This is a genomic window from Streptomyces sp. NBC_01410 (assembly GCF_045040195.1).
In the GTDB taxonomy this organism is placed as follows: domain Bacteria; phylum Actinomycetota; class Actinomycetes; order Streptomycetales; family Streptomycetaceae; genus Streptomyces.
The window spans coordinates 7,188,740-7,214,585 of record NZ_CP109530.1 but is presented as its reverse complement, the minus strand read 5'-3'; the positions used below and the strand labels follow the sequence as shown (position 1 = coordinate 7,214,585).

Here is a 25,846-nt window from a genome sequence, read left to right as displayed (position 1 = left end):
GACCAGCATGAGAAGGCGAGTCGGGGAACCGTGACGACGTCCATCGAAGGCAGGATCGCCGAGGAGCTCGGCGTACGCGAGCGGCAGGTGAAGGCGGCCGTCGAGCTGCTCGACGGCGGGTCGACCGTGCCGTTCATCGCGCGCTACCGCAAGGAAGCGACCGAGATGCTCGACGATGCGCAACTGCGCACGTTGGAGGAGCGGCTGCGCTATCTGCGGGAGCTGGAGGAGCGGCGGGCCGCGATTCTTCAGTCCGTGGGCGAGCAGGGCAAGCTCACCGGCGAGGTCGAGGCGCAGATCCGGGCGGCCGACACCAAGGCGCGCCTCGAGGACATCTATCTGCCCTTCAAGCCCAAGCGGCGCACCAAGGCACAGATCGCGCGCGAGGCCGGTCTCGAACCGCTCGCCGAGGGGCTGCTCGCCGATCCGTCGGTGGAGCCGCTCGCGGCCGCCGCCGCCTTCGTCGACGCCGACAAGGGCGTCGCGGACGCCGCTGCGGCGCTGGACGGCGCGCGGTCGATTCTGACGGAGCGGTTCTCCGAGGACGCCGACCTGATCGGCGAGCTGCGTGAGCGGATGTGGACGCGCGGGCGGCTGGCGGCGAAGGTGCGCGCGGGCAAGGAGGAGGCGGGCGCCAAGTTCGCGGACTACTTCGACTTCGCCGAGCCTTTCAAGGAACTGCCCTCGCACCGGGTGCTCGCCATGTTCCGGGGCGAGAAGGAGGAGGTCCTCGACCTGGTCCTGGAGCCCGAGGAGCCGTCCGAGCAGCCGGGTCCCTCCCTCTACGAGTCGATGATCGCCCGGCGGTTCCATGTCGCGGACCGAGGCCGTCCCGGCGACAAGTGGCTCGCCGACACGGTGCGCTGGGCGTGGCGGACCCGGATCCTGGTGCACCTGGGCATCGATCTGCGGCTGCGGCTGCGCACGGCCGCCGAGGACGAGGCGGTACGCGTCTTCGCCTCGAACCTGCGTGATCTGCTGCTGGCCGCCCCGGCGGGCACCCGGTCCACGCTCGGGCTGGACCCCGGCTTCCGTACGGGTGTGAAGGTCGCCGTCGTCGACGCGACGGGCAAGGTCGTCGCGACCGACACGATCTATCCGCATGTCCCCGCCAACAAGTGGGACGAGTCGCTGGCGAAGCTGGCGCGGCTCGCCAAGGAGCACTCGGTCGATCTGATCGCGATCGGCAACGGCACGGCCTCCCGCGAGACGGACAAGCTCGCCGGTGAACTGTGCACCAAGCACCCAGAGTTGGGCCTCACCAAGGTGATGGTCTCGGAGGCGGGCGCCTCGGTGTACTCCGCCTCCGCGTTCGCCTCTCAGGAGCTGCCCGGCCTCGATGTCTCGCTGCGCGGCGCCGTCTCCATCGCCCGCCGCCTCCAGGACCCGCTGGCCGAGCTCGTCAAGATCGACCCCAAGTCGATCGGCGTCGGGCAGTACCAGCACGACCTGTCCGAGGTGAAGCTCTCCCGCTCGCTGGACGCGGTTGTCGAGGACTGTGTGAATGGCGTCGGAGTTGACGTCAACACCGCGTCCACGCCGCTGCTTTCACGGGTGTCCGGCATCGGCACCGGACTCGCCGAGAACATCGTGGCGCACCGCGACTCCAACGGCCCCTTCCGCTCCCGCAAGGCGCTGAAGGATGTGGCGAGGCTCGGCCCCAAGGCGTACGAGCAGTGCGCGGGCTTCCTCAGGATCCGCGGCGGCGACGACCCGCTGGACGCCTCCAGCGTGCACCCGGAGGCGTATCCGGTGGTGCGGCGCATGGTGAAGACGGCGGGCGAGGAGGTCGCCTCGCTGATCGGCAACGCGCCGGTGCTGCGCTCGCTGAAGCCGGCCGACTATGTGGACGAGACCTTCGGTCTGCCGACGGTGACCGACATTCTGCGGGAGCTGGAGAAGCCGGGGCGCGACCCGCGGCCCGCGTTCAAGACGGCCACCTTCAAGGAGGGCGTGGAGAAGATCGGCGACCTGGCGTCAGGGATGATCCTGGAGGGCGTGGTCACCAATGTGGCTGCCTTCGGTGCCTTCGTGGACATCGGCGTCCACCAGGACGGCCTGGTGCATGTGTCGGCCATGTCGAAGACCTTCGTCAAGGACCCGCGGGACGTGGTGAAGCCGGGCGACGTGGTGAAGGTGAAGGTCCTGGACGTCGACATCCCGCGCAAGCGGATCTCGCTCACGCTGCGTCTCGATGACGAGGCCGCGCCGAAGGAGGCCGGCGGCCCGAAGCAGCGGGAGCGCGGTGAGCGCGGCGGCCGTCCGCCGCAGCAGCGCGGACGGCAGGGCGGCCGCGGGGACCGCGGCGGCGACCGCCAGGCTCCGCCGCCGGCGAACAGCGCGATGGCGGACGCGCTGCGGCGCGCGGGTCTCACGGATCCCGACCGGCGTCGCTGACAACACGTCAGGGCCCCGTCACCGTCCGGTGGCGGGGCCCTTCGCGTCCGTTCCGATCGCGGTTCAGTTCCGCGGAAGTGACGAGACGTCAGCCTTCGGTGACCTTGCCGGCCGACACGTCGATACGCCGCGTGGTGCGGACCGAGTCGAGCATCCGGCGGTCGTGTGTGACCAGAAGCAGCGTGCCGGTGTACGAGTCGAGCGCGGACTCCAGCTGCTCGATCGCCACAAGATCGAGATGGTTGGTCGGCTCGTCGAGTACGAGGAGATTGACGCCGCGGCCCTGGAGCAGCGCCAGCGCGGCGCGGGTGCGTTCACCCGGCGAGAGCGTGGTCGCCGGGCGCAGTACGTGCTCGGCCTTGAGCCCGAACTTGGCCAGCAGGGTGCGCACTTCGGCCGGTTCGGTGTCGGGGACGGCGGCGCTGAACGCGTCGAGCAGGGTCTCGGTGCCGTAGAAGAGACCGCGCGCCTGGTCGACCTCGCCGACCACGACGCCCGAGCCGAGCGAGGCATGGCCGGCGTCCAGTTCGATGCGGCCCAGCAGGGCGGCGAGCAGCGTCGACTTGCCCGATCCGTTGGCTCCCGTGATGGCGACCCGGTCGGCCCAGTCGATCTGGAGCGAGGCCGGGCCGAAGGTGAAGTCGCCACGGCGGACCTCGGCCTCGCGCAGGGTCGCGACGACGGAGCCGGAGCGCGGGGCGGAGGCGATCTCCATCCGCAGCTCCCACTCCTTGCGGGGCTCGTCCACAGCGTCGAGCCGCTCGATCATGCGCTGCGTCTGGCGCGCCTTCGCCGCCTGCTTCTCGCTCGCCTCGCTGCGGAACTTACGGCCGAGCTTGTCGCTGTCGGTCGCCTTGCGGCGGGCGTTCTTGACGCCCTTGTCCATCCAGGACCGCTGCATCTGGGCGCGCCCTTCGAGCGCGGCCTTCTTGTCGGCGTACTCCTCGAAGTCCTCGCGAGCGTGGCGGCGGGCGGTCTCCCGCTCCTCCAGATACGCCGCGTATCCGCCGCCGTACAGGGTGATCTGCTGCTGTACGAGATCGAGTTCCAGGACCTTGGTGACGGTACGGGTCAGGAACTCGCGGTCATGGCTGACGACGACCGTCCCGGCGCGCAGTCCCTGCACGAAGGTCTCCAGACGGTCCAGGCCGTCCAGGTCGAGATCGTTCGTCGGCTCGTCGAGCAGAAAGACGTCGTAGCGCGACAGCAGCAGGGAGGCGAGGCCCGCGCGGGCCGCCTGGCCGCCGGAGAGCGCGGTCATCGGCAGGTCGAGCCCGACGGTCAGACCGAGGCTGTCGGCGACCTCCTCGGCGCGCTCGTCGAGGTCCGCGCCGCCGAGAGCGAGCCAGCGCTCCAGGCTGTCGGCGTACGCGTCGTCCGCGCCGGGCGCGCCGTCCACGAGCGCCTGGGTCGCCTCGTCCATCGCGAGCTGGGCGGCGGCGACACCCGTCCGGCGAGCGAGGAAGTCCCGCACGCTCTCCCCGGGCCGCCGCTCGGGCTCCTGCGGGAGGTGCCCGACGGTGGCCGTGGGCGGGGACAGCCTCAGCTCGCCCTGCTCGGGCCGGTCGAGCCCGGCGAGCAGACGCAGCAGGGTCGACTTGCCGGCGCCGTTGACTCCGACGAGACCGATCACGTCGCCGGGCGCGACGACGAGGTCGAGCCCGGAGAAGAGCGAGCGGTCGCCGTGCCCGGCGGCGAGTTCTTTGGCGACGAGGGTTGCGGTCATCAGGGGGCGATCCTAGCGGCGGGGGTGGGGGTGGTTGTGGGGGCGGTGGGGGGGTGGGCCGCTGCGGCAGGGCTCGGGGGCGGGGTGTCGGGGTGCTGGTAAGAACCGCCTTGGTCTACGTGAGCACCCCGATGCTCCAGGACGTCCTGGGCGAGCCGGAGTGGGCCGACCCCTCCTTGCGCCTGCCGACCGGCGCCTTGACCCCGCTGTTCTGGTCCCATGTGCGCCCGTACGGCGAGGTGAACCTCGGTATGGCCGCCCGCCTCAACCTCACCGCGGTCACCGTGCCCAGCCCCCGTACAGCGGGCGATGAGAAGCCGGCCGAGGAAGGTGCGGACACGCAAGGCTGTCCAGTCCCGTCACTGACGCGATCCCGGCTACCAGCAAACTTTCCAAAGGAATTTCTGCAAAAATACTTTTGGAAAGTCCTCAGATCGCTCTACCCTCCCGTCATGGTCAGCGAAGAGCAGAAACGCGTACTCGATCCCGAGCGGGACGCAGCAGCCCTGAAAGCCCTCACGCACCCTCTGCGCATCCGGCTGCTCGGGATGCTGCGGCAGGACGGCCCGGCCACCGCGAGCGAACTCGCGGTCAGGACTGCGGAGTCATCCGCTTCCACCAGTTATCACCTGCGGGTGCTGGCGAAGTACGCGTTCGTCGCCGAGGCCGAGCACCGTGACGGGCGGGAGCGCCGCTGGCAGGCGGTGCACTCCGTGACCTCCTGGAGCAACAAGGCAATGGAGGCCGCGCCGGGCAGCCGCGCCTGGGTCAGCCTGTCGCGCCGGGCCCAGATCGAGCACCTGGAGGCATCTCTCGCCCGGCACGAGGCCGACATCGCCGATGGGCGGCTGGGCCAGGAGTGGGTGGAGCCGTCCGGAATCAACGACCTGATGCCCCGCCTGACCCCCGAGTCGCTCACCGAACTCTGGGAGGTGCTTGGCCGGAAGCTGGAGGAACTGACTACCCGCGACGCAGAAGATCCGCGCGCAGCGCAGGTCGTATTCCTCACTGCCGGGCTGCCCTTGGCACCGTGCGACCCCGCCACTGCGGCGGACGCCTCTGCCCCTGCGGGGACAGACACCGAGGACGCGTCATGACCGGGCCGCTGGGCATACGCACCGCACGCCGCCGCTACATCACGGTCTGCGTTCTGTTCTGGCTGCCGCTGGGACTGAGCATTGCCCCCCTGATCCTGCTGTTCATCGAGCGCGGCACGGCCATGGCGGCCATCGCGGGCTTCTTCGCCGCACACTCCCTCACCGCCGCCGCGCTGGAACTGCCCACCGGAGGACTGTCCGACGTCCTCGGACGCCGCGCCGTTCTGGCCGCCGCCGGCCTGCTGAACCTGGCCGCCTTAACCCTCGTGGGCCTGGGCACTGCTCCCTGGCTGCTCGGCCTCGGCATGGCCCTCATGGGCGCGGGCCGTGCCCTGTCCAGCGGACCGGCCGAAGCCTGGTACGTCGACACCGTCCAGACGCACTCCGGCCCCGACGCCGAACTGCGCACCGGACTGGCCCGCGGCGGCTCCGCGACATCCGCCGCGCTCGCCACGGGCACCCTGCTCGGCGGCGCCCTTCCCTGGCTGCTCGGCCTCGGCCCCGACCTCGGCGCCAGACTGAGCGAAGCAACGTCCGAGCTGGTGCTGCCCCTTTCCGTCCCGATGCTGCTGGGCGCAGCAGTCGAGATCGCCTTCGTGCTGTATGTCCTGACCGCTCTGCGGGAGCCGCCCCGACCGGCAGCCACCCTGCCCGACGTACTCCGAGGCATCCCGGCCACCGTCGTGGGCGGACTGCGACTGGGGGGCCGCGATGCGCTGGTCCGCCGGGTGTTCCTCAGCGCAGGGGCCGCCGGCAGCGCCCTGGCCGCGATCGAACTGCTCACGCCGGGCCGTGCCGCGGCCCTCACGGGCACATCGGAGTCGGGGGCGGTGCTCTTTGCCGCACTCGCCTGCGCCGGATTCATCTGCGCGGGTATCGGCAGCCACCTTGCACCGCTGACGGCTCGGCTTGCAGGCAGTGGTGAGCGTGCGGTCATGGTGAGCCTCGGCGCGAGCGCGTGCGGCCTGCTTCTGCTCGGCGCCACCGCAGCGTTCACAGGAGTGGGCCCCATTGTCCTCGCGGCCATCGGCTACGGCCTGGTCTACGTCGGGCTCGGCGCGGCGGGGCCGAGCGGAAAGGACCTCTTGCACCGCCGTGTCCCAAGTTCGGGCCGGGCCACCGCGCTGTCCGTCCAGTCTCTCGCTCTGCAACTGGTGGGAGCGCTCACCGGCTTGATCATTGGTGTCCTTCCGTCAGGCGCGCCGCCCTGGCTGCTGGGAGGCACGGTGCTGCTGGCAGGACATCTCCTGTGGATTCACCACAGCGGGACCACGCCCCCGACTCCGGCGGCAACGCCTCAGCCCCACGCCGTGTCGTCCTCCCCGAGCACCGCTGGCTCCGACCACCATCAGCAACATGCCGATCAGTAGCGCCGGGACCAATAACCCGCAGACCGCACAATCGCACGGGTGCCCGAAAGGCGCCGCGCATGTTCGCGAACACACGACTCGTTCGCACGGCGCTCATCTATCGACCGATTGTTGAGCAAGATCGGTTGGCGGGGGATCGGAGCCGGATCGACGCTGGATCTTGCCCATAAAACGATGTCAAAAAGTGGGCGTGCTCAAGAACTTCGGCATGACCCGAGGCCCCGTCCATGCGTCACGAGGATGTACGCAAAGACGGAGCAGCCCGACGCACTGAGCCGGGCCGTCCTGGGCGTGCCGCAGCTCTACTCGTCCCGCGTCACACGGGCGTGATCAGTCGCGACTCGACGGAAAAGGTCATGGCCGGTGCGGCCGGTGTGGCATAGGCGCCAGTCCTGAGTCGACTCCTGGGCCTCCTGGAGACCGGATGTCTCGCCACAGCCGGACATGACGCAGAACGCTTCGTACGTGACTCCGCCCTCGGGCTCGTGCCGGATCGTATGGCGCACGTGGCGCAAAATGGCACGGCTCATCCGAACGCCTCACCGGGCAGGGCGCGGCCACCGTCGATGTCGCCGTCGGGCAAGGCCAAGGGAAGTGCGTTCAATAGCTTCACCACTGAGCTGATCGGGAGCGCCCCGACTTCCACGTACGCGCGTCCCCTGCCCGTCACCAGGGCACGAACGCGCAGCGTCCTCCGGGATTCCGGCGCGCATGAGGGCTGCACGCAACAGCGCTGCCGTGTGCTCCGCCTCAGCGCGTAAACCCTTGTACTGCGCCATGGGGATCATGAGCAGCGCTGTTCGTGTGGGTGGCTGCGAATCTCGACGTTGCAGTCAGAGACCTTCGACCCGTTGCCCACGGCGCGTGCCCCGCTGCGTTCCTTGTCCAGTGCGTCGCACACATCGCAGCCAGCAACAGGGGGAGGATCGGCGTTGAGTCTCCGTGGTAGTTTAACAGGCGGACCGGGATACGTCGTTGGGTGAGTCATGGGGCCGTCCCCTCGCGGGCGTCATCCTGATGGCGACAACGCTAGGAACGACGGACAGCCAACCTCAACGAACATGCACGAACTTGCGCACGCTCACCCGAGAGAGTCGATTGCCGACGTGATCAGCGCGCGTGCAGCGGCACCGTAGACCGCCAAGTCGGCCAGATCAACGAAGGTCTGGGCGTACATGCCAACCTCGTGCGGCTGCGTGACCGTTAGGAAGGCGGAGACCAACTCGACGTTGACTTGGGCGTCATCGAAGATCCAGAAGTCTTCGACAGGCCACAGTGCGGTACGGTCCGCGCTGAGCGGGATCACGCCCAGGCTCACGTTCGGCAGCGTGGCCAGGGAGAGCAAGTGACCAAGTTGACCGGCCATGGTCGCGGCGCCGCCGATCCGGTGCCGTAGGGCGCCCTCCTCCAGGATCACAGCGAAGCGGCGTGGCCCTTCGTGCAAGACTCGCTGCTTGTCCACGCGGACTTGAACGGCTTCCTCTAGGTCGTCGGGCAGCGCGCGACGGTCCCGAATCGCTCTGAGCAGTGCCTCGATGTATGCGCGTGTCTGGAGCGGTCCTGGGATGAGCCATGACGAGTAGGCACGGAAGTGCCGGGTTCGCTCCCACAGCGGGATGACCGACTCCTGCGCACGGCGCAGCCCGGACCGTTCCATGCGCCGCCACTCGACATATGCGCCGTCGATGTTGCGCGCGGTGGCAATCAGGTCGGCCGTCTGGTCCGCGGCACCGCAGTGCAGCGTGTACGCGCGCAGGTCGTCGTCTGACGGTGGGGTGCGGCCATTCTCGATACGGCTGCACTTGCTTTCATGCCAACCGGCCCGAGAGGCAAGCTCCCGCCCTGTCAGTCCGGAATCTTTCCGGATCTCACGCAGCCGCTTGCCGAGAGCCTCTCGGGCTTGCTGGACGCTGGACGATGAAGTCACGTTCGACTGTTCCGGATACGTGCTGTCAGACCGGCCGGTACTCCTCGTGCGGGGTAGCGCGTTCCCATGCAGCGGCGAACGCGGCCACGCACAGCTCCACCACGGCAGGGTCAGTGACCAGCTCTTCGCCGGTCATCGTTCCGTCCCCTGCGAAGTGGTTGAACAGGACCGACGTACCGTCGAACAGCCAGAAGTCGTTACCAGGCAGCGCCAGGTCGGATGCTCGCCGGCGAGGTAGCCAACGTACGGCCTCGCCGGCCTTGACGTTGTGCCCGCTGGTCAGCTCGTACTCATACCGCACGTATGGGGAGATCGGTTCGGAGACGATGCGCGCTCGGTGTACGTCCACGCCACGGGCCACCGACGCCGAGACGAGATCGATCCACCATGACCAACGCTCCGCAGGATCGAACCGGTGGCCCGAAGTCCACTCCTGGAAGTCGCCATCGAGCCCGTACGCGTCCCTCATCTCCAAGTGATACGCGCCGTGTTGAGCGGAGCGGAACAGATCCTCAAACGTCGGCTCCGTCGCCACCGCTCACCTCCGGGAAGAACTCCATCATGCGCCTCGGGAACTCGATCACCGTTTCATGATCCGGGATGTTCATCTGCGCCAGGCGCTCAGCGTCCGTCACGCGCCACCCTTGCAGGATGTAGTTCCCGGTCTCATCGTCCAAGTACACCGTCGGAGAGCCGTTGTTGGGGCTCTCCGGGTCCTTGCCCAGCCGGTGCAGCGTCATGGTGGCCTCCTCGGCCTCAGGTGACGATCGACATGGCTGAGCTTGGATCGCACGGCCGCTGCGCGCCAGCAACTTGCACGAACTTCTACGTGATGTTCGGGCACGACGAAAGCCCCCGCGCCCGCCGCTCTCATGAGGGTGACGACCAACGGGGGCTCTGTGGTGGGGTCAGCCATTCAAGACATGGCCGTGAACCCAACCGCTGAGTCCTAACGGCCCACCCGGCGAACACCGCCCTGTCCGCGCCCAGTTACAGGAAGGGGCGGGGTGGGGGGAAAGAACCTCACCCCACCACCGGCGCCACCACCACGCCCCCCATCGTCCGCCCCACCAGGAACGACCGCCCCCGCACCGCCCGCCCCTCCACCGGAATCCGGTGCCCGCCCGGGTCCAGCACCCCGTCGAACACCTCCCTCGTGTGGGTGCGGTACAGCCGGTCCAGGCGGTACGCGACCAGCTGTACCCGGCACGTCGAGGTCACCTCCACGTGTGCCAGCCTCGCCGACGCCGTCAGGCTGATCAGTCTCCGGCGTTCCGGCGGGCTGCGGTCCAGCGCGTGTTCTATCTGGGCGACCAGCAGGGGGATGATGGGGGCGAGTCCGTCCACGTACACCGCGTCCGCGCCCGCCGCCTCGAACGCCGCCCGAACCGCCGCGCGTTCGGGTTCGCCGACCGCGCGGCCGAAGGCGACCGCGCCGTAACCCAGAAGCTCGTCCGCGTGGATCGCGGTCGCGTCCTGGGTGATGTCCGCGCCGATGCCGATGGTCCGCAGGGCGGCGGCCAGCTTGGCCAGTACGTCGACGCGCGCGCCGATGAGCAGGACCCGGCGGCGCGGGGGCGGTGCGGCGTCGCCGTCCGGCAGCAGGCGTTCGAGCTCGGCGCGGTACGCATCGCCGCGGAAGCGGAACGGCCCTATCCCGTGGTAGCCGTTGAGTTCCAGGTCCGCCGCCTCGGACGTCTGCCAGGCGAAGTCCCGCCAGACGACGTCGTCACCGTCGCACTCGATGACGGCGGTCACCGCGCCGCACTCGATGCTCTCGCACTCGGGGCAGCCGTAGATCACACAGCGCCCGTCCGCCAGCGGCGCCGGCGCTTCGAGCAACAGGGTACGCAGCTGGACGGTGAGTATCGCCGGGGGTATGTCGGCAGCCAGCGGAGAGACGGCGTCGAGGTCGCTGAGCTGGAACAGCAGCGGCCGCCCGTCGACGATGAAGTCCATGAAGTCCCGGTGCACTTGGTGGCCACCATCCGCGAGGACTCCCCCGACCCGCGTCGCCGGCGACAGCTCGAAAGTCGCGTACACGGCAGACATGTCCTGAGTATCCCCACCTATGACCCGTTCTGAGCACGGCGCCCGCCATTGGGTACGGTCCCGTCATGAGCGGCGACGTGTTGGTGGTGGGTGGCGGGGTCATAGGGCTGACGACGGCGATCGTGCTTGCGGAGAGTGGCCACCGCGTACAGGTGTGGACGCGGGACGCGCCGCAGGAGACGACATCGGCGATGGCGGGCGCGTTGTGGTGGCCGTACCGCGTCGAGCCGCTGGAGTGCGTCGGCGCATGGTCGCTCGCCTCGCTGCGGGTGTACGAGCAGCTGGCGGGCGACCCGGAGGAGACGGGCGTGCGCCTGGTCGCGGGCGTGCACGCCCATGAGCGGCTGTCGGGTCTGGGACCGTGGGCCGCCGAGGTGGCGGGCCTGCGCGAGGCGCGCGCCGACGAGCTGCCCGAGGGGTACGGGAACGGGCTGTGGGCCAGGCTTCCGCTGATCGACATGCCGGTTCATCTGGGCTGGCTGCGACGGCGGTTGGAGGCGGCGGGCGGCACGCTCGTGACGCGTACGGTGAAGACTCTGGCCGAGGCGTCGGACCGGGCACGGGTCGTGGTCAACTGCGCGGGGCTCGGCGCGCGCGAGCTGGTCGGGGACGCCCGGCTGAGGTCCGTGCGCGGGCAGTTGGTGCTGGTGGAGAATCCGGGCATCGAGGAGTGGTTCACCGCGGCAGACCACGCTTCCGCGAAGACGACGCATTTCTTCCCTCAGCCGGGCCGGCTGATTCTGGGCGGCACGGCGGAGGAGGACGACTGGCGGCTCACGCCGGATCCGGCGACGGCCGAGGAGATCGTGGAGCGGTGTGCGCGCATTCGCCCGCAGATCGCGGGGGCGCGGATCCTCGGACACCGGGCGGGGCTGCGTCCGGTGCGGAAGAGCGGCGTGCGCATCGAGGCCGAGGAACTGCCCGGCGGCGGGCTGCTGGTCCACAACTACGGCCACGGCGGCGCCGGAGTGACGGTCGCCTGGGGTTGCGCGGAGTCTGCGGCGGCGCTGGCCGCACGGTGACCGGAGTGGGGCGCACAGCCGCATCGCCCGCCCCGAAGTGTCCCGGGGCGGGCGATGTCGATGTGAGACCGCTCGGCGTCAGCCGCTCGTTTGGTCAACCGGCCTCAGCACGTGGCCACCGCCAGCCCCGAGGTGAGGTGATATGTCGCACGGGAATCGAGCAGCAGCGGGATCAGCTCGCGCTGGGACTGCCGCAGCGGTACGAAGGCCCCGTCGCCGTCCGGTCTCGACGCGACGCCGTGCAGGGCCAGTTCGTCCCTGACGTCCGCGTACTGCGCGCCGTCGAGGCGATAGCCGCAGGGCGGGTCAGCGAGGGTCTCCTCCGGGGTCGCAGGATCGTTGTCGGCGCCGCCCAGATAGACCGGGCCACGATCCTTGAATCCGGCCGTCCTGGCCTCCGCGGTCACCGCCCCGATCCGGCCGCGCCGTTCGTCGGCGAAGGCCAACAGTCCGCCCAGGGCGTCCAGTTGGCTGCTGACACGGCGGCGGTTGTTCAGTGCGGGATCGGCCTTCTCCTCGGGTGTCATGGGGTCGACGCGGCTCTCGATGAGCAGTCCCAGGGCGTTCTTGACGCCCGAGGCATTGCGCAGGATGCGCTCCTGGCCGTCGCCCGCGGTCTGTTTGACGGGGTCGCCCGTGACCGGGTCGGTCCAGATGCCGTAGGTGCCCGTACTGAAGCCGCCCTCGTGTGCGGCCGGGCGGACATAGTCCCGCGAGAGCGTCTGTGACTCCTCGTGGACCTTGGCGTCGGTGTTCAGATTGCGCGGCCAGAGGTCGAACAGGTCCTTGTCGTAGTACGGAGGGGTCGCGCCGTACTCGTGCAAGTCGTAGACCACGTCCGGGCGTTGGTCTCGGATCACCGCGGCCATCGCCCGCGCCTCGGCGGTCTTCAGGGCGATGTGGTCGCGGTTGATGTCCAGGCCGTCGGAGTTCTCGCGGGTGTCGGCGGCCCGTCCGTCCGGGTTGGCGGTGGGGACGACGAGGATCCTCGTACGGGACAGCAGCCTGCGGGTGTCGCTGTCCCTTGCGTACGCGAGATCGCGGATCGTGGTCAGACAGGCCTCCCGGCCCGAGGGCTCGTCCCCGTGCTGCGTGCAGATCAGCAGCACGGTGGTCGGCGCGTGCCGGGAGCCGATCCGTACGAGCTGGAGCGGCCGGCCCTGCTTCGTCGTACCGATCCGGCCGACCGAGACCCGCTCGCTGCCCCGGTCGACGGCGGCGAGGAAGGTCTGTTCCTCGGGCTGCCCGGTCCAGCGCGCGCCCTTGCTGGTCTCGAAGCCGGTGCGCGGCACGCTGTGCGCCGCCTCGGCCGGGGCGGAGACGAACGGCAGCGCGAGCGCGGCGGCCGTGACCGTGAGGGCCATGGTGCGGGCACGGGAGATCATCGGCCGCTGCCTCCCGGGATCGGGCGGATCCTGCGCGGCTCGGCCACACCGCTCAGGCGCGACTCGCTCGGGGCGGCGGACGCGGTGGAGCCCGCTGTGGCGCGTACGAAGGCGGGGGCACCGCCGACGATCGGCAGCTTCGCCGAGGTACGGGCCAGATCGAGGGTGAGCGTCGGAGCGCTCGCGGGCGGGTCGATCAGATCCCTGTCCGTGCCGCCGACGATCAGTGCGAGCCGGTGCCCGGCCGGGACGACATGGTCACTGGCATGCAGGTCGAGAGTGATGGTGTACGCCGTGCCGGGGGTCAGCGGGCGGCCCGTGGCGTCGGAGGCGTAGTTGCCCAGATCGGCCCAGCCTCGGCTGAAGACCGTGTAGTCGACGGCGGCCGTGCGTGCTTTGGTCTCCTTGAAGCAGGGGCTGTCGCCCGGCGTGCTCGCTCCCCAGCAGGTGCGGTCGGTGAGAGTGGTGATTCCCTCGCCCGCCGCCGCGTAGTCGCGGATGGTGTCGGGACCCAAGTCGATGAGGACCGCGGAGAGATGGGCACTGGTGGTGGACGGGGTCGCGGTGATCGTCACCTTGGAGGAGCCGGAGATCCGCAGATCGCGGCCGAGCGGCTTGGTGAGGAATCCGGCCTTGGCGGGCGTCGACGTGTCGATCGCCGCGGCCCAGTCGGTCTCGTCCAGCGTCCGGTCGTCGGTGAACGTCTCGGTCGCGCCGGGACGTGCGGGGGTCAGCGCGAGGGTGCCGACGCCTGCCGCAGTGCCCTTGCCCGGACGGAGGCTGGTGGTGCCGGTGACCCGGGGCGGCCAGACCCGGTCGGTGGACCACTGGTCGGGGGCGCGCTCGATGTCGGCCATCGGCTCGCGGTCGATGCCGTTGTCGTAGCCGAGGAGATAGTGGTCGAACCAGCGGTGCAGGGTCCTGGTCCACTCGGCCCGGCGGAAGTCGAACGGGTCGACGTGCCCGGTCTGTGAGAGCCAGACCTTGCGCTCCACGCCCCGGTCGGCGAGGGCGTCCCACCACTGGCCGAAGTGCTTGCTGCGGACATTGAGGTCCTGCATGCCGTGCACCGCGAAGACGCTGGCGCGGACGTTGTCAGCGGTGCGGACGTAGTCGCGCTCGCTCCACAGCCGGGTCAGGTCACCGGTGCGCGGAGCCTCGTCGACCAGCCGCTTCTGGACTGCCTGGCAGCGGGCGCGGGCCTCGGGGCTCTCGACATAGTCGGAGAGCCATTCGGGTCCGGAGTCGTAGAGCGGGGCGCCCTTGGCGAAGTAGTAGTCGTACCAGGAGGAGATGGCGGCGATCGGGACGATCGTCTTCAGCCCCTCGACTCCCGTCGCCGCGACGCCGTTGGCGATGGTGCCGTCGTAGCTCTTGCCGATCATCCCGGTGTCGCCGGTGGTCCAGCCGGCCCGGGCGGGTGCACGGCCGGTGCGGGTGGTGTAGCCGCGTGCGCGGCCGTTCAGCCAGTCGACGACGGCCTTCGCGGACTGGACGTCGGAGCGGCCGCCGACATCGACGCAGCCGTCGGAGCGGTTGGTTCCCGCCAGATCGACGCCGACGAAGGCGTAGCCGCGCGGGACGAAGAAGTTGTCGTAGTAGAGCGGCATCTGTACGACGTTGCCGTTCGCGTCGTAGGTCTTCTTCTGGCTCTCGTTGCCGCGTCCGCAGCAGGAGTAGTACGGACTCGCGTCCATGATCACGGGGATTTTCCGGCCCTGCTGGGCAGGCTCCCGCGGCCGGACGATGTCCACGGCGACACGGTCGGTCCTGCCGTCTCCGTCACCGTCAAGACGCGTGTCGACCCACACGGACTCGCGTATCGCGTTCTCGTACGAGTAGACGGGCCTGCTCTCCCGCAAGGGCGTGCTCTGGGCGCCCGTCGGGGCCAGGGTCATGGCCATCAGGGCAGCCGAAGCCGCCACCACCAGCGATCTGCACGTCAAGCGGGTGCCCCGCGCGCGTATCGGCATGGGCGGAAGGTACTCCGGCCAACTCCCTTGCGACAGAGGGCCATCAGGGCATCAAAGTGACGACTGGGACACCCGGGTTCATGTCGGCCGAATGGCGATCCCGTGAAAGGCCGAGCTTCGCTCCTGACTGAGAGCCCGGCCTCTGCATAGGGTCCAAGTGATCATCACCCCCCACGACTTGGAGCATCCGTGCACCGCAGACTCATCGTCCCGAGCGCGCTCGCGGCCTCTCTCGTGCTGGCGATCCCGGCATCGGCCGCGGACTTCTCGCCGGGCGCACCGGGCATCGGCGACCCCTACTACCCGGCCAGCGGAAACGGCGGATACGACGTATCCCACTACGACCTCAGGCTCACCTACCAGCCGAAGACCGATCTGCTGGAGGGCACGGCGACGATTCTCGCCACCACCCAGCAGAATCTGAGCCGCTTCAACCTCGACTTCGGCCTGAACGTCAAGGAGGTCCGGGTCAACGGCAAGAAGGCGACATTCGCCAAGGAGGGCGACCAGGAGCTGGTCATCACTCCTGTCGCACCGCTGGAGAAGGGCAAATCCGTCTCGGTGGTGGTCCGTTACGCGGGCAAGCCGTCCGAGCTGAGCATCGGCGGATACACCGCCTGGCACCGCACCCCGGACGGCGGCGTCGCGGCCCAGGAACCGGACTCGGCCGTGTGGTGGTTCCCCAGCAACGACCACCCGCTGGACAAGGCGACGTACGACATCTCCGTCTCGGTGCCTGACGGCACCCAGGCCATCAGCAACGGCGTACTGCAGTCGCAGAGTTCGAAGCTCGGCTGGACCCGCTACAACTGGCGCTCCAACAAGCCGCAGGCGTCATATCTGGCCACGCTCGCCGTCGGGAAGTTCGACATCACGACGGACAAGACGGCCGACGGGCTGCCGATCCTCAATGCGTACAGCAAGGATCTCGGCGACAACGCGGGGGCTGCGCGGGCGAGCGTCGAGCGGACCGGTGAGGTCGCCGAATGGCTGACCGAGGTCTTCGGCCCGTACCCGTTCAACGCGCTCGGGGGCTATGTCCCCAACGTGAAGAGTGGCTACGCGCTGGAGACGCAGACCCGCCCGTTCTACAGCCCGCGCCAGTTCGCGAACGGCGCGAATGTCTCCGTGGTCGTCCACGAGCTGGCCCACCAGTGGTACGGCGACAGCGTCTCCGTCCACGGCTGGAAGGACATCTGGGTCAACGAGGGCTTCGCCCGGTACAGCCAGTGGCTGTGGTCGGAGAAGGAGGGCGAGGGCACGGCGCAGCAGCTCGCGGACTGGGTCTACGCACAGCACCCGGCCGACGACGCCTTCTGGACGGTCAAGCCGGGCGACCCGGGCGCTGACAAGCAGTTCGACATCGCCGTGTACGACCGGGGTGCGCTGGCGCTGCAGGCGCTGCGCACCGAAGTCGGCGACAAGGACTTCTTCGCGATCCTCAAGGGCTGGCCGGCCGAGCACGCCTACGGCAACGCCAAGGTCGGCGACTTCGTGAAGTTCGCCGAGAAGATCTCCGGCAAGCCGCTGGCCGGGCTCTTCGACACCTGGCTCTACCAGCCGTCGAAGCCGGGCGCTCCTGCGGCTGCCGGGGCGCGGATCGCGCGGGCGGACGTGGAGCCCGCCCGGCCCGCGTCGTGGAAGAAGATCGCCGCGACGAACTCGATCCACGATCACGATCACGATCACGACCACAACTGAGGTGCCCGCGTGCGGCGTCGCGGTCCCAGGCCGGGACTGCGACGCCGTTCACCTCGGGACACCGCGGGTGGGAGCGCTCTCAGCCGATCGCCGGGACCGGATACCCTGTACGTCCCACGCGGCTGAATGACGCAGACGAGGAGCACCCGCCTTGCCCGAGCAGACCACTGGCTCCCGCCCCACTCTGGAAGCCGTCGCCGCTCGCGCCGGTGTCTCCCGGGCCACGGCATCGCGGGTCGTCAACGGCGGCGCGGGGGTCAGACCGCCGCTGGTCGACAAGGTGCGCCAGGCGGTCGAGGAACTCGGGTACGTACCGAATCACGCGGCCCGCACGCTGGTCACCCGGCGCAACGGCGCGATCGCGGTGATCATCGCCGAGCCGGAGTTCCGGATCTTCTCGGACCCCTTCTTCGAGCAGCAGGTGCGGGGCATCAGCCGTGAGCTGACGGCGTACGACTCCCAGCTGGTACTGCTGTGGGTGGAGGGTCCCGGGGACTACGACCGGATCGCCCGCTATCTCGGCGGCGGCCATGTCGACGGCGCGCTGGCCTTCTCGCTGCACAACGACGACGAACTGCCCTCCATCATCCGCCGGGTGAAGGTTCCGACCGTGTTCGGCGGCCGCCCCGGCTGGCCCGGCGCCGCCGCCGAGTCCGCCGTCCCCTATGTCGACTGCGACAACCGCGGCGGCGCACGCGAGGCCGTGCGGTATCTCGTCTCTCTCGGCCGCGAACAGATCGCGCACATCGCGGGCCCGCGCGACCAGACCTCCGCGACGGACCGGATCGACGGCTACCGCGACGTTCTGCTGGACGCCGATCCCGGTCTTGTCTGCCAGGGCGACTTCACCGCCGCGAGCGGCGCCCGGGCGATGGCCGAGCTCCTCGACCGCCGCCCGGAGCTGGACGCCGTCTTCGCCGCGAACGATCTGATGGCGTCGGGTGCCCTGCGGACACTGCGGGAACAGGGACGGCGGGTGCCGGAGGATGTGGCGCTGGTCGGTTTCGACGACATGGCCTCGGTGGTCGAGTCGACCGATCCACCGCTGACGACGATCCGTCAGGACATCGAGGGCATGGGCCGGTTGATGGTACGGCTGCTGATGCGCGTCCTGAACGAGGGCGAACCGGGCTCCGGCGCCCCCGCCTCCGTGATCACCCCGACGACACTGGTGCGGCGCGCCTCGGCCTGACGCCCGCCGCGGCTGCACCGAGCGGCCCGCGGGCGTGCCGCGTCATCGCACGCGGCGGACTGACCGGCTGAGTCCGGCGGCACGCCGCGCCTCGCGCGCGATCGGGAGGTAGCGCAGTCGCTCGGGCAGTACGGGAACCACGGCCCGTACGACCCGGGCGAATCTGCGCAGTGCGCGCTCCTGCTCCGCGGTCCACTGCAGACCGATCGCGTCGCGCGCCTCGGGCGGCATCAGCCCGATGGTGAGGAAGCGGCGGAAGCGGACGAACGACGGAAGCAGCATCGGCCACAGCATCGCGAGCAGCACCCTGACGGCCCGCGGCCCGCGGTCGGGAGGCGGCAAGGTCACGTCGAGGGCGACCAGTTCGCGTACGACGGCCGTCTCCTCCACCTCCTCGGCGAGCCTCTTGCGGAAGTACGGCCAGAACTCCTCGACCGTCTGCGGCATGTCCCGCTCCTCGATGCCGAGGATCCGGCCGACCTGGAGCCACTCGGCGTACAGCTGCTGCTCCTGCGCCGCGGTGAGCGGGCGCGCCAGATAGCGCAGCGCGTGCCGGAAGACGGGGAAGCCGGTGGCGTGGACCCAGGAGTAGCACTCGGGATCCAGCGCCCGGTACCGGCGGCCGTGGGAGTCGGTGCCCCGGATCGCCTTGTGGAGCTCGCGGAGCCTGCGCCCCTCGTCGGCCGCCGCTTCACCTCCGTACACCCACAGCTGGAGCGAGCGCAGGGAGCGCTCACCGCGGCCCCAGGGGTCGGTACGGAAGACGGAGTACTCGTCGACGCCCGCGGCGACGGCGGGGTGGGCGACCTGGAGGGCGAGGGCGGCGGGCAGCATGAGCAGCTCGCGGATGTCGCCGACGACGGACCACAGCACTCCGCCGGGCGGTGGTGGTACGGGATCTGACACGGCCCCGGTCATGTTCACCATCGTAGTGTCGCGAGCCGGGCGCCGGGGAGTTGGTGTGATCGTGAGGTTGTGGAAAGAAAGTGGGCACCTGGTCATTACCAGGAGGTAACTCTGGCTGATTTGATGTGCCGCGCCGGTCGTACCCCCCACCTGAATTGGGAGTTCCTGTGCCGCACTCCGTGCTCCGCCGAATCCCTGGCGCAGCTGTGTCCACCGCGCTCGCCGCCGCCGTCCTGACCGGGACGGCTCCGGCGGCTTCCGCCGCCGAGGCGGCGACCCCGCCCCTGAAGGTGCTGACGTACAACACCTTCCTCTTCAGCAAGACGCTGTACCCCAACTGGGGCCAGGACCACCGGGCCGCCGCGATACCGGCGACCTCGTTCTTCCAGGGCAAGGACGTCGTCGTGGTCCAGGAGGCCTTCGACAACTCCTCGTCGGACGCGCTCAAGCAGAAGGCCGCCGCCCAGTACCCGTACCAGACCCCGGTGATGGGGCGCAGCAAGGACGGCTGGGACGCGACGGGCGGTTCGTACTCGGCCACGACGCCCGAGGACGGCGGCGTGACGATCCTCAGCAAGTGGCCCATCGTGCGCAAGGAGCAGTACGTCTACAAGGACGCCTGCGGTGCCGACTGGTGGTCCAACAAGGGCTTCGTGTACGTCGTGCTGAATGTGAACGGCACGAAGGTCCATGTCGTGGGCACGCACGCGCAGTCCACCGACCCCGGCTGCGACGCGGGCGAGGCGGCGCAGATGCGCAGCCTCCAGTTCAGGGCCATCGACGCCTTCCTCGACGGCAAGAACATCCCCGCCTCCGAACAGGTCCTGGTGGCGGGCGACTTCAATGTCGACTCGCGGACGCCGGAGTACAACACGATGCTCGCGGACGCCGGGCTCACGGGGGCCGACACCCGCACCGGGCACCCGTACTCCTTCGACACCGAGCAGAACTCGATCGCGAACTACCGCTACCCGGACGACCCGCGCGAGGACCTCGACTACGTCCTGCACCGCGCCGGGCACGTGAAGCCGGCCGACTGGACCAACGAGGTGATCAAGGAGCAGAGCGCGCCCTGGTCGGTCTCCAGCTGGGGCAGGACGTACACGTACACCAATCTCAGCGACCACTACCCCGTGATCGCGTCCGGGCAGTAGTCGCGAGCCGTTCGCAGCTGGTCAGAGGCCGCTTTTCGGCAGTGGCTGCAAGCTAGTTGATGTGTCACGGTGGTGACCATGACGGGGTTCGGACACGTCCGTGGTCACCACCATCACGCTCCGCACGACCGCGTCGACGCGGCCCTGGAAGGGTCGGCGCAGGGGCTGCGCACGCTGTGGTTCTCCTTCGGTGTGCTCGCCGCGACGACCGCAGTCCAGGCGGTGATCGCGGCCGCCTCGGGCTCGGTGGCGCTGCTGGGCGACACCGTCCACAACGCGGCCGACGCGCTCACCGCGCTGCCGCTGGGCCTCGCCTTTCTCCTCGGCCGCCGGGCGGCCACCCGCCGCTACACCTACGGCTTCGGACGTGCCGAGGATCTGGCGGGCGTCTTCGTGGTGCTGGTGATCGCCGCGTCCGCGTTCTTCGCCGGGTACGAGGCGCTGCGACGGCTGTTCGAGCCGCAGGAGGTCAGTCATCTGGCCGCGGTGGCGGGGGGCGCGCTGGTGGGCTTCGCCGGCAACGAGTGGGTGGCCCGGGCCCGCATCCGGACCGGCCGCAGGATCGGTTCGGCCGCGCTCGTGGCCGACGGACTGCACGCCCGCAGCGACGGGTTCACCTCTCTGGCCGTACTGCTGGGCGCGGGCGGAGCTGCACTCGGATGGCGGTGGGCCGATCCGGTGACCGGGCTCGCGATCACCGGGGCAATCGCCCTGGTACTGCGCGGTGCGGCCCGTGAGGTCTGGCACCGGCTGATGGACGCGGTCGACCCGGCGCTGATCGACGAGGCCGAGCACGCGTTGTCCCATGTCGAGGGCGTACGGGCTGTGGGGGACGTGCGCATGCGCTGGCTCGGGCACGGGCTGCGGGCGGAGACCTCGATCGTGGTCGACCCCGCGCTGACAGTGATGCAGGCACATAAAGTGGCGTTGGCCGCCGAGCACGCCCTGATGCACGGGGTCCGGCGGCTGAGCACGGCCACCGTGCAGATCCATCCCTGACCCCCCCTTGCCGGGAGGGTGCTCCGGTATTCCCACACTCCTGTGTACATGACAGGGCCATGCCACATCGATCAACCGGACTGCTTCATTTCGCATCACTTCTCGGCACTCCCCCACAGCGCACTCGTACGAAGGAGAAGCCCCCCATGAGACGCACGCTCCGCGCGCGCATCTGCCTTTCCGTCCTCATCTCCCTGCCCGCCGTCGGCCTGGGCTCGGGCACCGCCGGTGCCGCCCCGGAACCCACACCGGGCGTCACCGCCTCAGCCACCCAGTACGCCATCGACAGCAGCCTCGAACGCGCACTCGACGACGACAACAGCGCCGGGTCGTATCTCGACGCCGCGACGGGCGAGTTGGTCGTCGCCGTCACCGATACGGCCGCGGCCGAAGCGGTGAAAGCCGCCGGCGCCCGCCCCAAGCTCGTCGAGCGGAGCACCACGGAACTCCGGGCCGCCATCGACACCCTCGAAACCCAGGCGAAGATCACCGGCACCTCATGGGGCATCGACCCCTCCACCAACCAGGTCGCCGTCGAGGCCGACGCTTCGGTCTCCGTGCGCTCCATGACCCAGCTGCGGAACGTGGGCGCAGGACTCGGCGCGGCGGTACGGATCACGCGCGTGCCGGGCGTCTTCAAGAAGGAGGTGTCGGGCGGCGACGCAATCTACGGCGGGGGCTACCGCTGCTCGGCCGCCTTCAACGTCGCCAGGGGCACGGCCCGCTACTTCCTGACGGCAGGCCACTGCACCAATCTGGCCTACAGCTGGTCGGCGACGTCAGGTGGAATGCCCATCGGCATCCGCACGGGCACGAGCTTCCCGACCAACGACTACGGCATCGTCCGCTACTTGTCCGCCAGCCCCCAGCCCGCCGGCAGGGTCAACCTGTACAACGGCTCGTACCAGGACATCGTGACCTCGGCCAATGCCATCGTCGGCCAGGCCATCAGGAAGAGCGGCTCGACCACCCATGTGACCACCGGGAGGGTCACCGCGGTGAACGTCACGGTGAACTACCCCGAGGGGCCCGTCTACCAAATGGTCCGCACCACCGTGTGTTCTGCCGCCGGTGACAGCGGCGGCGCGCACTTCGCCGGTTCCGTGGCCCTGGGCATCCACTCGGGCAGCTCGGGCTGCTCCGGCACCAATGGCTCGGCGATCTTCCAGCCGGTACGGGAAGCGCTGAGCGTGTACGGCGTGAACGTGTACTGACGCACGACGTGCGATGAGAGCGGGCGTGCCCACCGGGGTGGGCACGCCTGCCGCGCCACCGACGCGGGCGCGCCACGCCGACGGCCCTGCGCCCGGGACGGCATCCTGTCACCCCTGATGGTCGTACACGGTGACCGGTATTCCCCGGCCGGTCAGCCGCTGAGCTATCAACGGCTCGACGCGGGACCACTTTCCGCCCGCCAGCCCGCAGCCGATCCTCGGCATATGAACCGAGGCCTCCAGCTCCGCGGCCTTCTCGGCGAGCGCGCGGAGGGCCGTGTCGATCGCCTCGTACCGCACCGGGACGCCCTTGCTGCCGGTCCGCATCCCCCGCTGCCCCACCATGTTCGCCACCCACAGATACGGTCCCACCTGGACGTACTGCACGGCGCCGAGCCCGAAGTCATTGCCCGCACGCTCGCGGTGCCAGCGGCGGTACGCCGCCTCGGGCGCGGGCCAGCGGCGCGATATCGCCAGCACGAAACCCTTGCCCCAACCGCCCAGGTCGTTGCAGACGTGCGCGATCAGCTTCACGCCCTTGCCCCGCGGCGTGGTGGCGTCCCCCTGTACGTATTCGATCTCGAGCATTCATCCACCATAGAGAGGGTCACTGACAATCGGCCTTCGCTGTACAGCGCCTTTCACAACAATGGTGAGACAGCAATACTGTTGCACCGGGTAGATGTCGGGAGAGGCGAGGAAGACCATGGCGACCGAGACCGAGGAGCCGACGCTCACCGTCGACGAGCTGGCTGCGCGTGCCGGGGTGACCGTGCGGACCATTCGCTTCTACAGCACGCGCGGGCTGCTGCCGCCCCCGGTCATCGGACCGCGTCGCGTCGGGCACTACGGGCAGGGGCATCTGTCCCGGCTCGCCCTCATCGAGGAGCTTCAGCACCAGGGCATGACGCTCGCCGCGATCGAGCGTTATGTGGAACAGCTGCCGCCCGACCTGAGCGCGCACGACCTCGCCATCCACCGTGCGCTGGTGGCTTCCTGGTCGCCGGACTCGGCCGAGGAGGCGACCCGTGCCGAGCTGGAGCGACGCGCGGGACGGCCGCTCGGCGAGGAGGACATCGACCGGCTCGCGGCGATGGGCGTCCTGGAGCGCGATGCCGCCGGGGACGGCTACCGGCTCGACCCGGGGCTGCTGAGGCTCGGTGTGCAGTTGCTCGACGTGCCCATCGCGCACGAGACGATCCTCGCCGCCCGTACCGTCCTGCTGGAGCACACCCGCTCGGCCGCGCACGAGCTCACCCGGCTGTTCCGCGACGAGGTGTGGAACCCGTACCGGGAGCGGGAGTCGGACCCCGAGCATGTGGCCGCGATGAAGTCGCTGTCCGCCCATATGCAGCCGATGGTCGTGCAGGCGCTGGTCACCGCCTTTCAGCGGTCGTTGAAGGAAGAGCTGCGGGCCGCGTTCGGCCGGGAGGGCTGAACGCGGCCCGGGCATCGGGCGTCACGCGTCACGCGTCGGTGAAGACCTCGCCGCGCTCCGCCTTCTCCACAAGCAGCGCCGGCGGCTCGAAGCGCTCGCCGTAGCGCTCGGCGAGTTCACGGGCGCGCGCGACGAAGCCGGGCAGCCCGCCCTCGTAGCCGTTGATGTACTGCAGCACGCCGCCCGTCCAGGCCGGGAAGCCGATGCCCATGATGGAGCCGATGTTGGCGTCGGCGACCGACGTCAGCACGTTCTCCTCCAGGCAGCGGACGGAGTCCAGCGCCTCGGAGAAGAGCATCCGCTCCTTCATGTCGGTGAAGGGGACGTCGACGTCCGGCTTCGCGAAGTGCTCGCGCAGGCCCGGCCACAGTCCGGCCCGCTTGCCGTCCTCGCCGTACTCGTAGAAGCCCGCCCCGCCGCTGCGGCCCGGACGCGCGAACTCGTCGACCATCCGGTCGATCACCGCGTCCGCCGGGTGGCCGGCCCAGGTGCCGCCCGTCTCCTCGACCGCGCGCCTGGTCTCGTTGCGGATCTTGCGCGGCAGGGTCAGCGTCAGCTCGTCCATCAGCGAGAGCACCTTGGCGGGGTACCCCGCCTGCGCCGCGGCCTGCTCGATCGACACGGGGTCGACGCCCTCGCCGACCATCGCCACGCCCTCGTTGATGAACTGCCCGATCACACGCGAGGTGAAGAAGCCGCGCGAGTCGTTGACCACGATCGGGGTCTTGTTGATCTGGCGGACCAGGTCGAAGGCGCGGGCGAGCGCCTCGTCGCCGGTGCGCCCGCCCTTGATGATCTCGACCAGCGGCATCTTGTCGACCGGCGAGAAGAAGTGCAGACCGATGAAGTCGACGGGCCGCGAGACGCCTTCGGCGAGCAGGGTGATGGGCAGGGTCGAGGTGTTGGAGCACAGCAGCGCGTCCGGCTCGATGACGTCCTGGATCTCCTGGAACACCTTGTGCTTGAGCGCGGTGTCCTCGAAGACCGCCTCGATCACGGCGTCGCAGCCCGCGAGATCGGCGGGGTCGGCGGTCGGCGTGATCCGGGCGAGCAGGGCGTCGCGCTTGGCCTCGGTGGTCCGGCCCCGGGAGAGCGCCTTGTCGAGCAGCTTCTCGGAGTACGCCTTGCCCTTCTGGGCCGCCTCGGCCGTCACGTCCTTGAGGACCACGTCGATGCCCGCGCGGGCGCAGGAGTACGCGATGCCCGCGCCCATCATCCCGGCGCCGAGGACGGCGACCTTGCGGACCGGCCGCTGCTCGATGCCCTTGGGGCGGTTGGCGCCGGAGTTGACGGCCTGGAGGTCGAAGAAGAACGCCTGGATCATGTTCTTGGAGATCTGCCCGGTGACCAGCTCGGTGAAGTACCGGGCCTCGATGGTCAGCGCGGTCTCGAAGTCGACCTGGGAGCCCTCGACGGCCGCGGCCAGGATGTTGCGCGGCGCGGGGTACGGGGCGCCCGCCGTCTGCTTCTTGAGGTTGGCCGGGAAGGCCGGGAGGTTCGCCGCGAAGCGCGGGTTGGACGGGGTGCCGCCGGGGATCTTGTAACCCTTGACGTCCCAGGGCTGCTGGGAGACGGGGTTGGCGTCGATGAACGCGCGCGCCTTGGCGAGCATCTCCTCGGGCGTGGCGGCGACTTCGTGGACGAGCCCGTTCTCCAGGGCGCGCTGCGGCGAGTACTGCGTGCCCTGCAGCAGCACCTTCAGCAGCGCGTCGGCGATGCCCATCAGCCGTACGGTACGGGTGACTCCGCCGGCCGCCGGGAGCAGTCCGAGCGTGACCTCGGGCAGGCCGATCTTGGAGCCGGGTGCGTCGAGCGCGATGCGGTGGTGGCTGGCGAGCGCGATCTCGTAACCGCCGCCCAGCGCCGCGCCGTTGACGGCCGCGACGACGGGCTTGCCCAGGGTCTCGATACGGCGCAGGGAGTTCTTGATGGCTCTACCGGCGTCGAAGGCCTGCTGGGCCTGCTCGGGGCCGACCTTGATCATGTCCTTGAGGTCGCCGCCCGCGAAGAAGGTCTTCTTGGCGGAGGTGTAGATGATGCCGCGGATCGAGTCCTTCTCGGCCTCGGCCCGGTCGGCGATGACCGCGATCGAGTCCTTGAACGCCTGGTTCATGGTGTTCGCGGACTGGTTGGGGTCGTCGAGGACGAGGGTGACGATCCCCGTCTCGTCCTGCTCCCAGCGGATGGTGGTGCTCTGGGTCATTGCGAAGTCTCCTGACGGTGTGGTGAGGACGCGGGCGGACCCGTCGCGCGGCGACGGTCACGCACACGTCCGCGCGGCTGCGCCGCAGCG

The 25,846-nt window shown here is 69.8% G+C and carries 20 protein-coding genes; 10 read left to right on the top strand and 10 right to left on the bottom strand.

Features of this window, described 5'->3' with window-relative positions:
- The first annotated feature begins 30 nt into the window (after positions 1-30).
- Entirely contained in the window at positions 31-2,397 is a 2,367-nt protein-coding gene (locus OG741_RS33020; protein WP_405603794.1) for a Tex family protein, read from the top strand.
- Between the two features lie 88 nt (positions 2,398-2,485).
- Here OG741_RS33020 and OG741_RS33015 read toward each other — a convergent pair whose 3' ends face one another.
- Positions 2,486-4,123 carry an ABC-F family ATP-binding cassette domain-containing protein gene (locus tag OG741_RS33015; protein ID WP_405603792.1) on the bottom strand — a complete coding sequence of 546 codons (1,638 nt, stop codon included), beginning with the start codon at positions 4,121-4,123 and terminating at the stop codon, positions 2,486-2,488.
- 452 nt (positions 4,124-4,575) lie between these two features.
- Here OG741_RS33015 and OG741_RS33010 point away from each other — a divergent pair, with 452 nt between their 5' ends.
- Positions 4,576-5,220 (top strand): ArsR/SmtB family transcription factor, encoded by a 645-nt coding sequence (locus OG741_RS33010; RefSeq protein WP_405605890.1) that lies wholly within the window; start codon positions 4,576-4,578, stop codon positions 5,218-5,220.
- Positions 5,217-6,590, top strand: coding sequence for an MFS transporter (locus tag OG741_RS33005; RefSeq protein WP_405603791.1), 1,374 nt, complete (start codon positions 5,217-5,219; stop codon positions 6,588-6,590). Before OG741_RS33010 ends, OG741_RS33005 begins: the two co-directional genes overlap by 4 nt.
- Positions 6,591-7,671: 1,081 nt before the next feature.
- Here the strand turns inward: OG741_RS33005 and OG741_RS33000 are convergent.
- The 4 genes from OG741_RS33000 to OG741_RS32985 all read right to left on the bottom strand — a co-directional run bounded on the left by OG741_RS33000 (position 7,672) and on the right by OG741_RS32985 (position 10,569).
- Positions 7,672-8,517 carry a helix-turn-helix domain-containing protein gene (locus OG741_RS33000; protein ID WP_405603790.1) on the bottom strand — a complete coding sequence of 282 codons (846 nt, stop codon included), beginning with the start codon at positions 8,515-8,517 and terminating at the stop codon, positions 7,672-7,674.
- Positions 8,518-8,542: 25 nt separating this feature from the next.
- Positions 8,543-8,986, bottom strand: coding sequence for a DUF6879 family protein (locus tag OG741_RS32995; RefSeq protein ID WP_405605888.1), 444 nt, complete (start codon positions 8,984-8,986; stop codon positions 8,543-8,545).
- A 43-nt stretch (positions 8,987-9,029) separates the two neighbouring features.
- On the bottom strand, positions 9,030-9,257 hold the full coding sequence (locus tag OG741_RS32990; protein WP_405603788.1) for a hypothetical protein: 228 nt from the start codon (positions 9,255-9,257) through the stop codon (positions 9,030-9,032).
- 283 nt (positions 9,258-9,540) lie between these two features.
- Entirely contained in the window at positions 9,541-10,569 is a 1,029-nt protein-coding gene (locus tag OG741_RS32985; protein ID WP_405603786.1) for an oxidoreductase, read from the bottom strand.
- A gap of 65 nt (positions 10,570-10,634) precedes the next feature.
- Between OG741_RS32985 and OG741_RS32980 the strand changes: the two genes are divergently transcribed.
- Positions 10,635-11,591, top strand: coding sequence for an FAD-dependent oxidoreductase (locus OG741_RS32980; RefSeq protein ID WP_405603784.1), 957 nt, complete (start codon positions 10,635-10,637; stop codon positions 11,589-11,591).
- A 104-nt stretch (positions 11,592-11,695) separates the two neighbouring features.
- Here OG741_RS32980 and OG741_RS32975 read toward each other — a convergent pair whose 3' ends face one another.
- Both OG741_RS32975 and OG741_RS32970 read right to left on the bottom strand, forming a co-directional pair.
- A complete protein-coding gene (locus OG741_RS32975; RefSeq protein ID WP_405603783.1) occupies positions 11,696-12,976 on the bottom strand; it encodes a M14 family metallocarboxypeptidase in 1,281 nt (426 codons plus the stop codon).
- Positions 12,973-14,949: a Xaa-Pro dipeptidyl-peptidase gene (locus tag OG741_RS32970; RefSeq protein ID WP_405603782.1), complete on the bottom strand. Its 1,977-nt coding sequence runs from the start codon at positions 14,947-14,949 to the stop codon at positions 12,973-12,975. Before OG741_RS32970 ends, OG741_RS32975 begins: the two co-directional genes overlap by 4 nt.
- Before the next feature lie 189 nt (positions 14,950-15,138).
- Between OG741_RS32970 and OG741_RS32965 the strand changes: the two genes are divergently transcribed.
- Positions 15,139-16,650, top strand: coding sequence for a M1 family metallopeptidase (locus OG741_RS32965; RefSeq protein ID WP_405603780.1), 1,512 nt, complete (start codon positions 15,139-15,141; stop codon positions 16,648-16,650).
- A gap of 151 nt (positions 16,651-16,801) precedes the next feature.
- Positions 16,802-17,842, top strand: a complete 1,041-nt coding sequence (locus OG741_RS32960; RefSeq protein ID WP_405603779.1) for a LacI family DNA-binding transcriptional regulator — start codon at positions 16,802-16,804, stop codon at positions 17,840-17,842.
- A 42-nt stretch (positions 17,843-17,884) separates the two neighbouring features.
- Here the strand turns inward: OG741_RS32960 and OG741_RS32955 are convergent, their stop codons facing one another.
- The gene (locus OG741_RS32955) at positions 17,885-18,760 is read right to left on the bottom strand and encodes an oxygenase MpaB family protein (RefSeq protein ID WP_405603778.1); all 876 of its coding nucleotides are present in this window, start codon (positions 18,758-18,760) and stop codon (positions 17,885-17,887) included.
- 155 nt (positions 18,761-18,915) lie between these two features.
- Here OG741_RS32955 and sph point away from each other — a divergent pair, with 155 nt between their 5' ends.
- The 3 genes from sph to OG741_RS32940 all read left to right on the top strand — a co-directional run bounded on the left by sph (position 18,916) and on the right by OG741_RS32940 (position 22,115).
- Positions 18,916-19,902 carry a sphingomyelin phosphodiesterase gene (gene sph / locus OG741_RS32950; RefSeq protein ID WP_405603776.1) on the top strand — a complete coding sequence of 329 codons (987 nt, stop codon included), beginning with the start codon at positions 18,916-18,918 and terminating at the stop codon, positions 19,900-19,902.
- Positions 19,903-19,980: 78 nt separating this feature from the next.
- Positions 19,981-20,901 carry a cation diffusion facilitator family transporter gene (locus OG741_RS32945; RefSeq protein ID WP_405603774.1) on the top strand — a complete coding sequence of 307 codons (921 nt, stop codon included), beginning with the start codon at positions 19,981-19,983 and terminating at the stop codon, positions 20,899-20,901.
- Positions 20,902-21,047: 146 nt separating this feature from the next.
- Entirely contained in the window at positions 21,048-22,115 is a 1,068-nt protein-coding gene (locus tag OG741_RS32940) for a S1 family peptidase (RefSeq protein ID WP_405603773.1), read from the top strand.
- Positions 22,116-22,223: 108 nt separating this feature from the next.
- Here OG741_RS32940 and OG741_RS32935 read toward each other — a convergent pair whose 3' ends face one another.
- On the bottom strand, positions 22,224-22,703 hold the full coding sequence (locus OG741_RS32935) for a macro domain-containing protein (RefSeq protein ID WP_405603771.1): 480 nt from the start codon (positions 22,701-22,703) through the stop codon (positions 22,224-22,226).
- A 118-nt stretch (positions 22,704-22,821) separates the two neighbouring features.
- Here OG741_RS32935 and OG741_RS32930 point away from each other — a divergent pair, with 118 nt between their 5' ends.
- The gene (locus OG741_RS32930) at positions 22,822-23,553 is read left to right on the top strand and encodes a MerR family transcriptional regulator (RefSeq protein WP_405603769.1); all 732 of its coding nucleotides are present in this window, start codon (positions 22,822-22,824) and stop codon (positions 23,551-23,553) included.
- Between the two features lie 28 nt (positions 23,554-23,581).
- On the opposite strand, the gene OG741_RS32925 is transcribed toward OG741_RS32930, so the two are convergent.
- Complete coding sequence (locus OG741_RS32925; RefSeq protein WP_405603768.1) at positions 23,582-25,756, bottom strand: 3-hydroxyacyl-CoA dehydrogenase NAD-binding domain-containing protein; 2,175 nt, start codon at positions 25,754-25,756, stop codon at positions 23,582-23,584.
- Positions 25,757-25,846: the final 90 nt, after the last annotated feature.

What these genes read in the sequence shown, in the direction of transcription:
- OG741_RS32940 (WP_405603773.1), top strand. Translation starts at nt 21,048, where the DNA reads ATGAGACGCACGCTCCGCGCGCGCATCTGCCTTTCCGTCCTCATCTCC.
- OG741_RS32935 (WP_405603771.1), bottom strand. Translation starts at nt 22,703, where the DNA reads ATGCTCGAGATCGAATACGTACAGGGGGACGCCACCACGCCGCGGGGC.
- OG741_RS32945 (WP_405603774.1), top strand. Translation starts at nt 19,981, where the DNA reads ATGACGGGGTTCGGACACGTCCGTGGTCACCACCATCACGCTCCGCAC.
- OG741_RS32930 (WP_405603769.1), top strand. Translation starts at nt 22,822, where the DNA reads ATGGCGACCGAGACCGAGGAGCCGACGCTCACCGTCGACGAGCTGGCT.
- OG741_RS32995 (WP_405605888.1), bottom strand. Translation starts at nt 8,986, where the DNA reads ATGAGGGACGCGTACGGGCTCGATGGCGACTTCCAGGAGTGGACTTCG.
- OG741_RS32985 (WP_405603786.1), bottom strand. Translation starts at nt 10,569, where the DNA reads ATGTCTGCCGTGTACGCGACTTTCGAGCTGTCGCCGGCGACGCGGGTC.
- OG741_RS32970 (WP_405603782.1), bottom strand. Translation starts at nt 14,949, where the DNA reads ATGCCGATACGCGCGCGGGGCACCCGCTTGACGTGCAGATCGCTGGTG.
- OG741_RS32980 (WP_405603784.1), top strand. Translation starts at nt 10,635, where the DNA reads ATGAGCGGCGACGTGTTGGTGGTGGGTGGCGGGGTCATAGGGCTGACG.
- OG741_RS33005 (WP_405603791.1), top strand. Translation starts at nt 5,217, where the DNA reads ATGACCGGGCCGCTGGGCATACGCACCGCACGCCGCCGCTACATCACG.
- OG741_RS33015 (WP_405603792.1), bottom strand. Translation starts at nt 4,123, where the DNA reads ATGACCGCAACCCTCGTCGCCAAAGAACTCGCCGCCGGGCACGGCGAC.
- OG741_RS32925 (WP_405603768.1), bottom strand. Translation starts at nt 25,756, where the DNA reads ATGACCCAGAGCACCACCATCCGCTGGGAGCAGGACGAGACGGGGATC.
- OG741_RS32975 (WP_405603783.1), bottom strand. Translation starts at nt 12,976, where the DNA reads ATGATCTCCCGTGCCCGCACCATGGCCCTCACGGTCACGGCCGCCGCG.
- OG741_RS33010 (WP_405605890.1), top strand. Translation starts at nt 4,576, where the DNA reads ATGGTCAGCGAAGAGCAGAAACGCGTACTCGATCCCGAGCGGGACGCA.
- OG741_RS32990 (WP_405603788.1), bottom strand. Translation starts at nt 9,257, where the DNA reads ATGACGCTGCACCGGCTGGGCAAGGACCCGGAGAGCCCCAACAACGGC.
- OG741_RS32955 (WP_405603778.1), bottom strand. Translation starts at nt 18,760, where the DNA reads ATGACCGGGGCCGTGTCAGATCCCGTACCACCACCGCCCGGCGGAGTG.